The sequence below is a fragment of the Sphingomonas sp. AP4-R1 genome (assembly GCF_013113735.1).
GTDB lineage: Bacteria > Pseudomonadota > Alphaproteobacteria > Sphingomonadales > Sphingomonadaceae > Sphingomonas_I.
On record NZ_CP053346.1, the window covers coordinates 59218 to 74416 of the forward strand.

Annotated in this window: 10 protein-coding genes and 1 tRNA gene; 6 read left to right on the forward strand and 5 right to left on the reverse strand. The window is 65.5% G+C overall.

What is annotated here, in order from left to right:
* The first annotated feature begins 33 nt into the window (after positions 1 to 33).
* The 6 genes from HL653_RS24055 to HL653_RS00270 all read left to right on the forward strand — a co-directional run bounded on the left by HL653_RS24055 (position 34) and on the right by HL653_RS00270 (position 10240).
* On the forward strand, positions 34 to 801 hold the full coding sequence (locus HL653_RS24055; RefSeq protein ID WP_253717392.1) for an ImuA family protein: 768 nt from the start codon (positions 34 to 36) through the stop codon (positions 799 to 801).
* Positions 710 to 2344, forward strand: coding sequence for a DNA polymerase Y family protein (locus HL653_RS00250; RefSeq protein WP_253717394.1), 1635 nt, complete (start codon positions 710 to 712; stop codon positions 2342 to 2344). Before HL653_RS24055 ends, HL653_RS00250 begins: the two co-directional genes overlap by 92 nt.
* 132 nt (positions 2345 to 2476) lie before the next feature.
* A complete protein-coding gene (locus HL653_RS00255; RefSeq protein ID WP_171742722.1) occupies positions 2477 to 6256 on the forward strand; it encodes an error-prone DNA polymerase in 3780 nt (1259 codons plus the stop codon).
* Positions 6257 to 6483: 227 nt separating this feature from the next.
* Positions 6484 to 7971 carry a diguanylate cyclase gene (locus HL653_RS00260; protein WP_171742723.1) on the forward strand — a complete coding sequence of 496 codons (1488 nt, stop codon included), beginning with the start codon at positions 6484 to 6486 and terminating at the stop codon, positions 7969 to 7971.
* A gap of 61 nt (positions 7972 to 8032) precedes the next feature.
* Positions 8033 to 8109: transfer RNA gene (locus tag HL653_RS00265), tRNA-Pro, on the forward strand.
* A gap of 109 nt (positions 8110 to 8218) precedes the next feature.
* On the forward strand, positions 8219 to 10240 hold the full coding sequence (locus HL653_RS00270) for a hypothetical protein (RefSeq protein ID WP_171742724.1): 2022 nt from the start codon (positions 8219 to 8221) through the stop codon (positions 10238 to 10240).
* Between the two features lie 58 nt (positions 10241 to 10298).
* Here the strand turns inward: HL653_RS00270 and HL653_RS00275 are convergent, their stop codons facing one another.
* The 5 genes from HL653_RS00275 to HL653_RS00295 all read right to left on the reverse strand — a co-directional run bounded on the left by HL653_RS00275 (position 10299) and on the right by HL653_RS00295 (position 15046).
* The gene (locus tag HL653_RS00275) at positions 10299 to 11018 is read right to left on the reverse strand and encodes a MobA/MobL family protein (protein WP_171742725.1); all 720 of its coding nucleotides are present in this window, start codon (positions 11016 to 11018) and stop codon (positions 10299 to 10301) included.
* 75 nt (positions 11019 to 11093) lie between these two features.
* Complete coding sequence (locus HL653_RS00280) at positions 11094 to 11630, reverse strand: hypothetical protein (RefSeq protein WP_171742726.1); 537 nt, start codon at positions 11628 to 11630, stop codon at positions 11094 to 11096.
* Positions 11631 to 11710: 80 nt separating this feature from the next.
* Complete coding sequence (locus HL653_RS00285) at positions 11711 to 12379, reverse strand: hypothetical protein (protein ID WP_171742727.1); 669 nt, start codon at positions 12377 to 12379, stop codon at positions 11711 to 11713.
* A gap of 78 nt (positions 12380 to 12457) precedes the next feature.
* Positions 12458 to 13297 carry a hypothetical protein gene (locus HL653_RS00290; protein ID WP_171742728.1) on the reverse strand — a complete coding sequence of 280 codons (840 nt, stop codon included), beginning with the start codon at positions 13295 to 13297 and terminating at the stop codon, positions 12458 to 12460.
* Between the two features lie 957 nt (positions 13298 to 14254).
* Positions 14255 to 15046, reverse strand: coding sequence for a hypothetical protein (locus HL653_RS00295; protein WP_171742729.1), 792 nt, complete (start codon positions 15044 to 15046; stop codon positions 14255 to 14257).
* Positions 15047 to 15199 lie beyond the last annotated feature (153 nt).

Consider the following 15199-nt stretch of genomic DNA (forward strand, 5'->3'; position numbering starts at 1 on the left):
CGCACTCCTGATAAGAACATATCAGGAACATGTATGCGCGAGTCGTCTTCCCTTCCGCCCGCCCAGAGCCGGCCCTATTCCGCTTTGCCCTCGGCGGAGAGGGAGCCCCGCACGCGCTTCCCGCTGGGTGCGGAGGCGCTGGATGCGCTGCTCGGCGGCGGGCTGGAGCGCGGCCGGCTCCACGAATTCCATGCGGCGACGGAAGACGATCTGCCGAGCATGACGGGTTTCGCGCTGACGCTGGCGCTGCGGGCGGGCGGACGCGACGGCCAGATCGTGTGGCTGGCGGAAGCGAAGCGCGGGGGTGGACTGCTTCATGGGCCGGGCGTGGCGGAGTTGGGCGCGGATCCGGCGCGATTGCTGTTCGTGACCGTGCCGGACGAGAAAATGCTGCTCAAGGCGGCGGCGGACGTGGTGCGCTCGCCCGCGGCGGGCACGGCGGTGATCGCGCCCTCCCCGCGCCCCCGCCATCTGGATCTCACCGCGACACGCCGACTGATGCTGTTCGCCGAGCGCTCGGGCGTCACCGTGCTGTTGCTGCGGGGGGTGAGCGCGGAGGCGCCGTCCGCCGCCGCCACGCGCTGGCGGATCGCCGCTGCCCCCTCGACACCGCTGGAGGCGAATGCACCCGGCGCCCCGGCCTTCGCGGTGGATCTCGTCCGCAGGCGCGGCGGCGCGCCCTCGCCCGGCTGGAGACTGGAGTGGGATCGTGACGCCGGACGCTTCGCCCCTCACGGCGGGACCTCGCCGCTATCTAGCGATCTGGCTGCCGATGCTCGCCGCCGACGCCTGGCGGGTTAGCCAGCCGATCCTCCCCGGCAAGCGAGCCGAACACTCGGCCGCACAGGCCGGGGGGCGGGCATCCCACCCTCGCGGCGCCAGCCCGCCCCCGGCCCCTCCCGCAAGCGGAAGGGGAGAAGCAGACCCCGTCATCGTCTTCACCGAGACGCACGCCAATGCGACGCGCCTCACCGCGCTCACCCGCATGGCCATGGCGGCGGGGCTCACCCCCGGCCTGACGTTGGCAGACGCCCGCGCACGCCTGCCCGATCTGGTCGCAATCCCGCGCGATCAGGGGGCGGAGGCTCGCCTGCTCGCCCGCGCGGTCGATGCCTGTCGCGCATATTCGCCGGTGGTCGCGCCTCAGCCTCCCGACGGCATCGCGCTCGATATCGCGGGCTGCACGCATCCCTATGGCGACGAAAGCCGGCTCGCCGCCGATCTCGCCCGCCGCCTCGCGCGCCTTGGCCTCACGCTCCGTCTCGGGCTGGGCGACACGCCGGAGGCCGCCCGTGCCCGTGCCCGCTTCGGCGCGGATGCGGAGGCCGATCTGCTCGCGCTTCCGGTCGAGGCATTGGAGGCCTCGGCCGAAACCACGCTGGCGCTGCGCCGCGCGGGGCTGAAGCGCATCATGGATCTCGCCTGCCGCCCGCGCCGGATGCTGGCCGCGCGCTTCGGCGATCTCGCGCTCCATCTCGGCCGCCTGCTGGGCGAGGAGGATCGCCGCATCACCGCCGATCGCCCGCTGGATCCGGTGTTCGCGCTCCGCCGTTTCGCCGAGCCGATCGCGCGCGTCGAGGATGGCCTCGCCTGCCTCGATCAGCTTCTCGCGGAAGCCGCCGTCACCCTGCTGGAACGGCATGAGGGCGGCCGCCGCTTCGTCGCGCGCTTCTTCCGCAGCGACGGCGCCGTGCCCGGCCTCGCGGTGGAGACGGGCCGCCCGGTGCGCGATCCCGCCATCGTCATGCGCCTGTTCCGCGAGCGGCTGGAGGCCTTGTCCGATCCGATCGATCCCGGCTTCGGCTTCGACTGCATCCGCCTCGACATCCCCGTCACCGAGCCCCTCGCCCCCGCGCAGGATGGGCTGGACGGGAGCGAGCGCACGGCCGAGCCGCTGGCGGAACTGGTCGATCGCCTCGTCGCCCGGCTCGGCGCGGACCGGATCGCCCGCCTCGCCCCGCTCGACAGCCACATCCCCGAATGCGCGGTCGCGCGCGTCCCCGCGACGACCGCGCCGGACTGGCCCGCACCTTCGCCCGAAGATCCGCCGCTGCGCCCCCTGCGCCTGCTCGATCCGCCCCAGCCGATCGAGGTGACGTACGGTTTGCCCGAAGGCCCGCCCCGCCGCTTCGTCTGGCGCGCCCACGCGCATGAGGTGGCGCGCTGGGAAGGGCCGGAGCGGATCGCCGCCGAATGGTGGCGCCGGCGCGATCGGGGCGGCCTGACGCGCGATTATTATCGGGTGGAGGACAAGGCCGGCCACCGCTTCTGGCTGTTCCGCCACGGCTTGGCAGGCGGGGAAACCGAACGGCCCGATTGGTATGTGCACGGGCTGTTCGCGTGATGGGATTATCAAATAACCGTTTGGTTCGAGCAGCTTCGAGCACAGTCGAGAAGCGACCGTCGAGAACTCTTCTCGACTGCGATCTCGACAAGCTCGATCTCCGCTCGAAGCAAACGGGGGTGAGGGAATGAGATGCCTCTTTCTCCCCCGCCGTTCGTCGAGCTCGTCGCCGCCAGCCACTTCTCCTTCCTCCATGGCGCTAGCCACGGCAGTGATCTCGTGGCGACCGCTCTTGCCCTCAAGCATCCCGGCCTCGGCCTCGCCGACCGCAACACCGTCGCGGGCGTCGTCCGCGCGTGGAAGGCGCTGAAGGACGCACGCGAGGACGCCGCCGCGCTCGGCGCGCCGCTCGCCCCCTTCAAGCTCGCCACCGGCGCCCGCCTCGTCTTCGCGGACGGCACGCCCGATATCGTCGCTTACCCCGAGGACCGGCGCGGCTGGGGTCGGCTGACCCGCTTGCTTTCGGATGGCAATCTCCGTTCGGACAAGGGCGATTGCCTGCTCAGGCTGGACGATCTGCTCGGCTATTCCGAAAGCTTGCTGCTGATCGTGCTGCCCGAAAGCAGCCGCCGCGACGGCGAGGGGATCGCACGCAAGACGCCCACCATCCTGCCGGAAGACGAGGATGATTCCCTTCCCGCACAAGCGAGCATCCAGCCTCTTGAAGCCGGAAGGGGTTCACGCAGAGACGCAGAGACGCAGAGAGAAAAAGAAGAAAAAGAGGCAGCACCTGGCGATGAGGCTCACGCCTCCCTCTCTGCGCCTCTGCGTCTCCGCGTGAACACTCCTTCTCCCCGCCCTCGCGGGAATGATGACAGCAAGCACGGCAACGTCGTTCCCTTTCCCTCTCGCCTGCGGGAGGAGATCGAGGGGCGGACAGCACCAGCGGAAGGGCGCAAGACAGCCAATGTCGGAAGCCCACCTCCGGCCCCTCCCGCAAGCGGGAGCGGAGCCCTGCGGCGCACCCTCGAAACGCTCCGCGCCGCCTGCCCCGATCGCGTCTGGCTCGCGCTCCCCGCCACCGCTTCGGGAACAGACGTCCGCCGTCGCGCGCGCCTGCTCGCCCTCGCGCGCGAAGCCGGCGTGCCCCCGCTCGCCACCACCGACGCGCTCTACGCCACGCGCGAGGAGCGGCCGCTGCAGGATGTGCTCACCTGCATCCGCCTCGGCGTCACGATCGCGCAGGCGGGGCGCCGGCTGGAGGCCAATGCCGAGCGCCACCTGAAATCCGCCGCGGAGATGGCCCATCTCTACCGCGATTGCCCGCAGGCGATCGCCGAGACGACGCGCCTGCTCGCCCGCATCGCCTTCGATCTCGCCCAGTTAAAATACGAATATCCGCACGAGCCCGTGCCCGAGGGCTGGAAACCGCAGAAATGGCTCCAGCACCTCGTCGTCACCGCCGCACGCACATTATGGGGTGCAGGAAAAACGCCCCCCAAAGCCCTCCGGATGCTGCGCGAGGAATTCCGGCTCATCCGGAAGATGGGCTATGCCTATTACTTCCTCACCGTCCACGATGTGGTGCAATTCGCCCGCGAACAGGATCCGCCGATCCTCTGCCAGGGGCGCGGATCGGCCGCCAATTCGATGGTCTGCTACCTGCTCGGCGTCACCCCGATCGATCCGGCCGCGAACAACCTGCTCTTCTCGCGCTTCCTGTCCGAGGAACGCAGCGAGCCGCCCGATATCGATGTCGATTTCGAGCATGAGCGGCGCGAGGAGGTGATGCAGTACATCTACCGCCGCTACGGCCGCCACCGTGCCGGCATCGTCGCGACGGTGATCCATTATCGCTCGCGTTCGGCCGTGCGCGAGGTGGGCAAGGCTCTCGGCCTCACCGACGACGTCACCTCCCGCCTCGTCTCGACCGTGTGGGGCAGCTATTCCAGCCGGATGGAGGAGGAACGGTTTCACGAAACCGGCTTCCGCCTCGACAATCCCGAGATCGCACGGCTCAACCATTTCGTCGGACGCCTGCTGGAAGCGCCCTTCCCACGCCATCTCTCGCAGCATGTCGGCGGCTTCGTGCTGACCGAGGACCGGCTCGACGAGACCGTGCCGATCCATCACGCGGCGATGGAGGATCGCACCTTCGTCGAATGGGACAAGGACGATATCGACGCGCTCGGCCTGATGAAGGTGGATATCCTCGCGCTCGGCATGCTCACCTGCATCCGCAAGGCGTTCGATCTGATCCGCGATCATGACGGCACCGATCATTCGCTGCGCGACATCCCCAGGGAGCAGCCCGATGTTTATGCCATGCTACAGAAGGGCGACAGCATCGGCCTGTTCCAGGTGGAAAGCCGCGCACAGATGAACATGCTGCCGAGGCTCAAGCCCAAGGAGCTTTACGACCTCGTGATTCAGGTTGCGATCGTCCGGCCCGGGCCGATCCAGGGCAACATGGTCCACCCCTATCTGCGCCGCCGGCAGGGGATTGAAAAATGGAGCTTCCCCGCACCGTCCCCGCCGCATCCGGCGGACGAGCTTCACGATATTCTGGGCAAGACGCTCGGCGTCCCGCTCTTTCAGGAGCAGGCGATGAAGCTCGCGATCGTCGCGGCCGAATTTTCGCCTGTGGATGCCAACAAGTTCCGCCGCGCCATGGCCACCTTCCGCAACGTCGGCACGATGCCCGAATTCGAGGAGAAGATGGTCGGCGGCATGACGAAGCGTGGCTATACGGAGGAATTCGCGCAACGCTGCTTCAGCCAGATCAAGGGCTTCGGCAGCTATGGTTTCCCCGAAAGCCACGCGCAGAGTTTCGCGATCCTCGTCTATGCCTCGGCCTATCTGAAGCGCCGTCACCCCGCCGCCTTCTGTGCGGCCCTGCTCAATTCGCAGCCGATGGGCTTCTACGCCCCCGCCCAGATCGTGCGCGACGCGCGCGAACATGGGGTGGAGGTGTGCCCGATCGACGTGACGGCCAGCGGTTGGGACAATCGGCTGGAGGTGGGCGCGAAGGGACCGGCGGTGCGGCTGGGCTTCCGCCAGATCGACGGCTTCAAGGAGGAATGGGCGAAAGCGGTGGAAGAGGCCTTGTTCCTCCCCATCGCAGATGGGGAGGGGGACCATTTGCGCCAGCAAATGGTGGAGGGGAAAAGCCCAGCGCCGGGATATTGCCCCTCCACCGCCTTCGGCGGTCCCTCTCCCCCCGCGCCGCGCGGGGAGGATGTCGTCGAACGCCTCGCCCGCCTCATTCCCGCCCGTGCATTGCGCCTGCTGGCCGATGCGGATGCGTTCCGCTCGCTCGAGCTCGGCCGGCGCGACGCGCTGTGGGAGGTGCGCCGCACGCCGCACGATGCGCTCCCCCTCTTCGCCGCCGCCAAGGCGCGCGAACTGGCCGAGGAGACCGACGCGCAGCTGCCCGCCATGCCGCTGTCGGAGGAGGTCGCGGCCGATTATCAGATGACGCGCCTGTCGCTGAAGCAGCATCCGATGGCCTTCCTGCGCGGCCTGTTCCGTGACGAAGGGATCCTCAGCGCAGCCGAACTGGCGGCCCTCCCCGATGGCCGCGCCGCGCGCATGGCGGGGGTCGTCCTCGTCCGCCAGCGCCCCGGCGAGGGCAAGGCGATCTTCGTCACGCTGGAGGATGAGACGGGCGTCACCAACGTGCTGCTCTGGGCCGCCGATTTCGAGAAACAGCGCGCCGCCGTCATGGCCTCGCGCCTGATGGAGGTACGGGGCGTCGTCCAGAAGAGCGAGGAGGGAGTCGTGCATCTGATGACCACGCAGGTCGTCGATCGCACGGCCGAGCTGGACCGCCTCTCGGCCGATCACCAGACGAGACCTCTGCTCTCCCGCGCGGATGAATTCGCGCACCCCCAGCATCCGCGCAAAAAGGGCGCGGAACGGCGCCATCCGCGTAACGTGCGCGTCCTTCCGCCGTCGCGGGATTTCCATTGAAAGGCTGTTTGGGGATGCGCCTGTCGGCGCATGGCGGCACCGGCCCGCTCCCCCACCCGGCCTCCCAGCGGCAGTATCTTATGGGAGGCCGGGTGGGGGAGCGGGCTGGTGCGGCCTCGAAATGCGCTTCCGCGCATTTCGCAAACAGGCACTCGGGACGCGACCAATTGAGAGCCCTATCAGCCCGGATTGGATGAATTTTTAACCAAGACAGGCTAACAAAAGCCATGGTTAACGACAGCGTAGAAGCCGAGCGCCTCGCCACGCTCGCCGCCCTGCAGATCCTGGATACGCCCCCCGAGCGCGAGTTTGACGAGATCGTCACGCTGGCCCGCGATCTGCTCGGCGCGGAAACCGCGCTCATCTCGCTCGTCGACGATCATCGCCAGTGGTTCAAGGCCAAGGAAGGCCTGGATGCGCGGCAGACTCCGCGCGAATATGCATTCTGCGCCCATGCCATCCAGCAGGAAGACATCTTCCTGATTCCCGATGCGATGCGCGACGATCGCTTCGTCACCAATCCGCTCGTCACCGGCGCGCCCAACATCCGTTTCTATGCGGGCATGCCGATCCGCGCCAAACATCCCACCTGCGAGGAGCGCCTGCCGATCGGCACGCTCTGCGTGCTGGGGCCCGAGCCGCGCAGCCTCGCTTTCTTCGAGGAGCGCACCCTGCGCGCGCTCGCCCGCATCACCGAGGCATTGATCGAGGCGCGCGCCACCGCGATCGGCGCCACGCGCCTCGCGATCGAATATCAGGCGGCGCTCGAAAAGCTCGATCGTTCGCACCGCCTGTTCGCCCAGGCCGAGCGGCTCGCCAATATCGGCGCGTGGCGGCTGACGCTGGCCGACAACCAGCTGGTCTGGTCCGATCAGACCTATGCGATCTACGGCCTTCCGCCCGACCAGTCCCCTTCTCTCGAAACCGCGATCGCCCACTATCCGCCGCATGCGCGCGCCCAGATCGAGGAAGCCGTCGCACACACGATCAAAACCGGCCAGGCACTCGATGTCGAGGCCGATTTCTTCACCGCGCAGGGCGAGGCCCGCCGCGTCCGCAGTATGGGCGAACTGGAATATAAGGATGGCGAGGCGATCGCCCTCGTCGGCGTGTTTCAGGACATCACCGCGCGTTACCGGATGGAGCAGACGCTGCGCGATATCGCGGAGACGGACGAGCTGACCCGCATCGCCAGCCGCAGCCACTTCATCGCTTTTTTCGACGCCCGCATCGCCGAGGCGCGCGCGAACGGCACGCCGCTCGCCGTGCTGCTGATCGATCTGGATCACTTCAAGGAGGTGAACGATCGCTGCGGCCATGCGGCGGGCGACGATCTGCTGCGCCTGATCGCCAAGCGGCTGCGCGCGCCCTATCTGGAAACGAGCTTCGCGGCGCGGCTGGGCGGCGACGAATTCGTGATGGTGATCACCGATCCGGAGGCGCTGGCCGATCTGCCGAACCTGCTGCGGCGGATGCTGGCCGATCTGCGCCATACCGTCACGCGCGCGGGGCTCGCCATCCGGGTTTCGGCCACGATCGGCGCGGCCTGGCTGGGGGAGGGCGTCGACACGCGCGGCGTGCTGCTGGAGCGCGCCGACGAGGCGCTCTACGACGCCAAGGAACGCCAGCGCGGCGCGGCGATGATCGCCGGGCATGACGAACTGATCCACCCCGTCCGCCGCGCCCAGACCGATCGGATGCGCGCCCTCGGGTAACCCTTATCTCAACGCGGCGCTTGCACTCATCGTAGCCAACCCATAAGGCGCGGCCCGACCTCGGGGAGTGGCGCAGCCTGGTAGCGCATCTGGTTTGGGACCAGAGGGTCGCAGGTTCGAATCCTGTCTCCCCGACCACTTTATCGCTTTTTGCGAAGGAAATCCGCCTCTTAGCATGGGCTCGGCCGGTGTGTTGGAAACATAATCCACGCACATAACGCCAGCACATGCGGAAAGGCGAAGACCTATGTGCCGCATCCCCTATGCCGACCGAATTGACGGCCGGTATGTGTTCCGCCGCCGCATTCATTTCCGAAATCTTATCTCCAAGCCCGTAACCATCGCGTTGCGAACCGCCGATCCCAAGGCGGCCCGGAGGCGTGCCGCCATGTTGTCGGCCTGCTTCGTGATCGTGAAGGCGAAGGTTGAACGCATGCTGGAGACAGGCCCCGCGCTGACGGGGCAACAGATCGACGAGATTTTCCGGCTGGCGCTTGAGGAAGAGCTCAACAGCCTGCTGGACGACGCCTACAAGAACGCGCCTTGGTCCGACGCTGTGACGGATGTCGCCGCAGAGATCGCTGCGGCATGCCGAAACCTTCGGCGACCGAACCGACCGCTGAGTCCAGCCACGTCATGGCGTGAGGGTCCGCCCGATCCGGGCGAGTACCAACACCTGGACGGGGCGGATTTCTACGCCGCCCAGATTCTTGCCAACCTCGGCGACGACCGTGTGGCCGCCATTTTGCGAGCCGTCGGCGCGCCGGTGCATTCCGGAAACCTTGAGCCGGCCCGAACCCACATCATTCGTGGCATGGGCAGGGGCGCGGAATTGGCGCAGCGAGCTTTTGACGACAAGATTTGCGGGGCGCCCGTTCCCGCCGCCGCCCTGACCGCCGAACTCGGTCCGAGGATGGTCAGCGCGGTGCAGAACGTCCAGCCCCCTATGGCGGTGGCATTAACACCAACCGTTCCCGGTGAACAGGATTGCCAGTTTCTGCTTCACGACAAGCGACGCTTCAGCGAGATCATCGAGGAGGTGCTGGCAGAGCTGAAACGAAAGGGAATTTGGAAACGCGACCTGTCGCAATCGCGTCGAATTATGCAGACCTTCGCCTGGATCACCGGCGACAAAATGCTGGGCGATTATAACCACCTCGACGTCGCCAAATTCCAGAATGGGATACTGCGACTTCCAAAGGGGTTCCGTTTCGGAACCTTGACGAAAGGAGCCATGACGCGCCCGTTCGCCGAGGTTGTGGCCAAGCTGCCAGAGCCGAAGGACTCTCAAAAGCGCCACCTCAAGACGCTCAATCGTGACCTCAGCGTGATGCAGACCGTGTCGAAGCACCTTGAGATGGGTAGCTGGAAGGGGCGACACTCCGAGGCGCTCGTGCTCAATTTCGGCAAGTCCCGGGTGAGGATAAAGCGAGGCGGCAACGCGCGTCCCCCGTGGACGAAGGGGCATATCGCCTGCCTATTTCAATCACCTATCTACACAGGCAACGATGGCGCTCTGCGGCGATTGAAGAACGACGCCAGAAATCCGGTCATCTGGCACGATGCGGCCTATTTCGCGCCGCTGATCTGGTATTACAGCGCGGCCTGCCGCGAGGAAATCTGCGGCCTTGAACTACAGGACGTCATCCTCGACCATGAGACGCCTCATTTTCACATCCGAGATAATCTGACGCGAGGCCGAGATGGCGAGAAGGCCGGCGAGAAGACCGAAGCTCGCAACCGCCTTCTACCCATCCCATCAGAAGTGATGCGACTGGGTTTCGCGGATTACGTGCGGGCCATCGCCAAGGAAAAGCACGTCGCCCTTTTCCCCGAATTATATGCGACCGCGGAAAAGCGCGGCGGCGCGTTTTTCTATGATCGGGCTTGGCAGCACATGGTCGGATACATCGCCGACCGCATGCCTTTGCCGGAACCGATCAACGGCAAGGGTGCAGATATCCACTCGCTCCGCTCTCTGTTCAGCAGTTTTTACGAGGTCGACGGGGTCAATGAAATCCTGCGAGCCGACGTGATGGGGCATTCCAGGCGGGGGACGAACGCGGAAAACTATTCGCAAAGAGAGAGAACCGAGGGTCAAGAGGTCATTCTGAAAGAACGACTTGAGTTCATGAAGCGCTACGTTCCGGAAATCTCCAAGCACCTTGATCCCAGTCCAATCCGACTTCTGCCACTGAATCAACGATCCCGGGTGGGGTCATCCCGTATCCGACAGGTGCGCAGTGACGCGGGGAAGAAGCAGCGCTGACAATGATGGTGATGCGGCGGAGCCCCGCCGCATCACCCTTCGCCTTCTGTCTCTCGAATTAGCCGAATCCGGGCCAACGGTCGTTGACCGTGAATCCCGCGCTCTCGATGTCCCGCAGGTTCGCGCAGCGCCGCCGCCAGGCAAACTCCATTCTTTTCTGTTGCGCCCAACTGGCGATCCAGTTCGGATGGCGGCGGCCACGCCGATAATCATGGCGCCAGTGCCTGCCAGTGACGATCAGGTGGGCGTGCGGCGGGATGATCCAGTCGCCATCTCCGCCTTCTAAAGCGTGGATCGCCCACGCCACCGCCGCTCCCTTTGCGACGAACTGCGACTGGACGAAGCCCTCCACCATCCAGCGCCAATTCTCCGGGCGGTTGTGCTTCGGAATCTCCATCATGACGTGCCAGCCTGCCAGATCGGCGGGGTTACCCGACGCAACCGTCACCTGGTCTGCCTCCTCCCAAATCTGATACGGATTGGTCACAGCCCAGAGCGGCGCGGTCGCGGGAAGCGCGAGGCCTGCCGCTTTCAATTCGCACCGTCGTTCGGCGAAGCGCGCCGGCATCGGACCGAACCTGTCGACCGGCGCGCTGTCGCGCCAGATGTAAGCGACGTTGGCGGTCATCGTTCGATACGCAGGGACGCGCCCGACATATCGCCATTCCTCGGATACCGGACGGATTTTGAAATCCGGCCATTCGGTGCGCGAAATCGCGCGCGGCCGGACGACGAATTCGCGCCGGGCGGCCTTCAGTTGTTCGTGATCGATGAACATTCTTGTCTCCGGAAACGCCGACGCCGCCCACAAGGGGCGGCGTCAGAGGGGTTCATGCGGTGCAGACGGTGGCGCTCAGGCGGCGACCCTTAGGTTCGCGAGATCATGGGCATCGCGACAGGTGTCCCCCAGCTTGATGAACTTGCCGTCGACCACCTCGAGATCGGCCAGTGCCGCCGCCATTTTGCGCAGCCGCTGCCATGCGACCTGCTCGCCGCGCGGGATGAGATGTCGCGCCGGCAGCTTGTGGCTGACGAGCTGATTGCGCTCGTCGATCCGCCATCTTTTGTCGCCGTGGAGCATTTCGAGCGGCGCCTTGTCGCCCGCCGCGAACAGGCGGGCGTTAGGTAGCCAATGGACGCGGTCGATGCCCAGCAAGGCCATTCCGAATTCTAACGGCTCGGTCGCCTCGAGGTCGGCAAAGGTGAGATGGACGAAATCGCGCTGCGCCTCGAGCGCGACGGTCGCAAGATGCAGATCCTTCTCGCCGTCTCGCGGACCGCTAGAGGAAAATGAAACCGTGTGTCGCGCCGGCTTCCCGATCGGATAGCCGAGCAAGATTGCCAGGGCGAAAGACCATGACTGACCGGTTTTGATGTAGGGATGCGTCATCTCGTACTCCTTTTGATGGACGGCCTCTCGGCCGGGGATTTTTCCGCTCACCTGCGGTTCCCGCTTTCTCTGGCTGAAGATTAGGACCTGCTGCCGGTGGGGGTGACGACCCGCATCCGCCTGCGCCGCCGCATCCAGTCATCCGTGGCAGCCTCGGCACCGATGCCGGCGAGCCCCGCTGTGCGGACGAATACACGCCAGATCGCCAGCGCCTCGTCGGCGAGATCGTGGCCGAGTTGATCGGTGTCGCCGGTGGCCCAGGCGCTGAGGACGCTTTCGCGATCGAGATACGGCGATCGGATCGCCATCTCCTCTGCCACCGCCGTCAGCGGCGGCGCCCCGGCACCACCGCGGGGGAGGCTCAGATCGACAACACCGCCCCGCAACAGCCGGTGCAGACGAGCGAGAAAGTGATGCGCGACGACCGGCGGTGCGGTCTCGGCTGCGTCGAGCAGCAGCGGCACCAGAGCGTGATCGACGTTCCAGCCGATCAGTATCGCGTCCGCCGGCAAAAGATCGGCAGCCCATTCCAGCAGCGGTGCCTCGGATTCTCCGGCCAGGACCATCCGGCGGTGAAGAGCGAAGCGCCACCGCTCGAAATCATACTGCGTTGCGACGAAGAGGGAGAGGCCGACGAGTTGCCGCCCCGCCGGGTAGGTGCCGCCAGCCGATGGCGGGATCGCCACCATGACAGCGGTCATGGCGACATAGGTTGTGACGTTCATTTTCATATTGTCCTCAGGACGCACGCCGCCGCGCCGCCGTTTGACGGCGACGTTGCGGCGATGGTGATGTTGGAGGTGAAGCCGGGCAGCCGCCCGGATAGGTCAGAATGGGGTGGCGTCGCCGGCTGCGAACGCCGCCTCATCCCGCTCCTGGCTGACGCGAAGCTCCGCGTCTGCAAGTGCCGCAGCCACGCGGAGCGCCGGCGCCCTCTTCAGCGCAAGTTGGGCGGGTCGACATTCCGCGAAGGGCTTCAGATGGGCCAGCCCTGGTTCGGATTGAATCCAGGTGACCAGTTCTGCCAGCGGCAGGGTCAGCAGCTTTTCATCCGATTTCTGGAACGCGATGTAATGCCACCAGAGCACGGCCGTGCAGATCACGTCTTGAGCGACATATTCGCGAACGGCCTGACGCTGGCCGGTTCGCCAAAGCACCCCAACCTGATTGCCCGCCACGTCGATCTTGCAGGGAATGTCGAGCGCCTTGCAAAGCTCGACCATGGCGACCGAACGCGTGCCGCCGAACCCCGAATACGCGTCGGCGAGATCGCAATGTGCGCCGTCGAATCGTCCGGACGCGGCCTGCCGGGCCAGGTTCGGCAATTTGAAGTCCGGGACCCAGCGGCTCGCTTGCAGCGCGAGGCATCGGATGTCGAAACCCCGCCCGTTATACGTGATTGCCGTGGCGCCAGCGGGCAGGAGTTCGTCCACCTTGCGGTAAAACGCCTCCTCCGTGCCGGGCTGGCAGGACAGCGTGTCCAGCGCGAAGGCATATCCGTTCGGCGTCCACTTCGCCGTCAGGAATGCGGCCGCGACAGGCCTGTGCCGCGGCCAGGGCGGAAAGGATCCGTCGGCGGGTTCGTCATCGACGATGGTTTCAATGTCATAGGCGACGATCGCGTGCTCGTTGAACGCGTCGCGTTGGGGCTGCTGCCCTCGGCGCATGGCCAGTCTCCTGTTGGAAGACGTGCCGCCGGGTGGCGGTCACGGACCGATCAGGAGCGGTGGCCGCGACATACGGCTTTTCCCGAACGCCTGATCGATCGCAGGTCCCGCCGGGGCCGAAGACAGAAATGAGCTTGGGGGGATGAGCCAGCGCCGACCGCAGGGATGGCGCAACCCAAGGTCCGCTGGAGCGGGCCGCCCTGAGCCGTGCAACGGCGACGGAAGTCGTGCTTTGCCGACTGACGCCATTCCGACGCGGAGCGGAGGGTGCAGCTAAGTTGACGGGGCACCCGTCAACTTAGAGGTATTGCGCCTCGCTAACTTTACGCTTCTCTGCGTAACGTTAGCGGTATTGCGCCTGCAATTTTCGCCGACTTGGCAGTCGTCGTCGAGACCATTTTGGGCATGAAGGTCCGAAATGGCCTTTTCCATAGTCCGGATAAATAAAAAAGGCTCGCGATTATTCCGCAATCTGAAGCGCAAGTCGTGATGAAAGCTATTTTCCCGGACGCGCTGTCGCGAGGTTCCGGATAAATCACACGCCTACCTTCCGGATAAATCCATTTCATCTTTCGCGCGCCAAAACCATATGAAAAGGTTGGGTGTTTTTTCGCTTTCAGCGTTTCGGAAAAATCGACACCCGTCTATTCGGTGGCGTTGCGCGGCGCTTGAATTGAAGAATCCGCCCCCACGCTACCAACTTTTCCGGATAAATCGAAAATGCGCGGCTCTAGGCCCCTCCAGAGCGGCTTTGAGGCTGTTGGCGACCGCGGCGATGAAACCTGCAAATACGGATGAACACGATTTATCCGGAAAGTACCTTCCATCCGTACCGGCGATGAAAGCGATTTATCCGGAAACATGGGCCTGCAGCCACGGCACCGACGCGGCATGAACACGAATTATCCGGAAACGGTCAGCGGCGCCCGCAACACGCACCGCCAACACGCGCCGTCATCACGCTTGCGTCAGTATCCCCTCCAGATTTGTCGCGGTCACGAAGGGGATGCTCAGAGCCTCGAAATGCGCCTTGCCGCAGGCGATCTGCGCCTTCTCGGCTTCGCGCAGCGTGTTCAGATCGCCCTTGCTCTCGCTGACCAGATACACGTCCTCGCGATCGTCATGCTGGCGAACAATTGCCCAGTCCGGATTGTAGGTGCCGAGCGGCGTGGTGATCTTGAAGCCCTGCGGCAGTTTGGCGAACACCTTGATCGCACCACTGATGTCGAGCGCCTTGGCCAGTTCCGCCTCGATGTTCGAATCCGTGACGATGTGATCCAGCGGCGCGTGTTCCACCGCGACCAATCGATCAAGCGGCACGTCCGCTTCGGCGGCGAACAGGTTCTGCGCCCACCATTCTTCCAGCGGCTTGTAGACGATGCCGTCGGTCATCATCAGCCGCTTGCCTGCCTGGATGATCGCCGTCACCGCATCGACGAAGGCGGAGGGGTTCACCGCCGCGTCGGCGAGTCGCCCGGACTGAACGAGGATATCGGCCAGCACCTTTCGGGGCAGTTCGGTGCGGTTCTGCAATTCGCCGAGCAGGTCCGGCACATCAAGGCGCGTGGCCGCCAGACGCTGCGGTTGCGAGGTGCCGACCTTCTCGGGCGTGACGCCGTCGCGGCCAATCAGCATCTCGGCCAGTTCGAAGGTGACGCGTGCCTCACCGGGACGGGGCAGATCCCGAAGTGCCTGAGCGCATCGCGCCACCAGAGCGGCGGCGTCGACCAGATGCGCGCGGCGGGGCATCAGATTCCCCCACCCCCGGGAACGTGATGCAGGAGCAAAAATCGCCCCTCCGTATCAACATGATGATGACCAACTCCGGCTGAATGGCTAGGGTCAGCCCATCGTAAATTTGAGCTGGATGGAGCCGCGGCCGTCCGCGGGAAGCAGTTGATC

Excerpts from the sequence above, each read along its gene's own strand:
- HL653_RS00270 (WP_171742724.1), top strand. The coding sequence starts at position 8,219 with ATGTGCCGCATCCCCTATGCCGACCGAATTGACGGCCGGTATGTGTTC.
- HL653_RS00255 (WP_171742722.1), top strand. The coding sequence starts at position 2,477 with ATGCCTCTTTCTCCCCCGCCGTTCGTCGAGCTCGTCGCCGCCAGCCAC.
- HL653_RS00280 (WP_171742726.1), bottom strand. The coding sequence starts at position 11,630 with ATGACGCATCCCTACATCAAAACCGGTCAGTCATGGTCTTTCGCCCTG.
- HL653_RS00290 (WP_171742728.1), bottom strand. The coding sequence starts at position 13,297 with ATGCGCCGAGGGCAGCAGCCCCAACGCGACGCGTTCAACGAGCACGCG.
- HL653_RS00295 (WP_171742729.1), bottom strand. The coding sequence starts at position 15,046 with ATGCCCCGCCGCGCGCATCTGGTCGACGCCGCCGCTCTGGTGGCGCGA.
- HL653_RS00260 (WP_171742723.1), top strand. The coding sequence starts at position 6,484 with ATGGTTAACGACAGCGTAGAAGCCGAGCGCCTCGCCACGCTCGCCGCC.
- HL653_RS00275 (WP_171742725.1), bottom strand. The coding sequence starts at position 11,018 with ATGTTCATCGATCACGAACAACTGAAGGCCGCCCGGCGCGAATTCGTC.
- HL653_RS24055 (WP_253717392.1), top strand. The coding sequence starts at position 34 with ATGCGCGAGTCGTCTTCCCTTCCGCCCGCCCAGAGCCGGCCCTATTCC.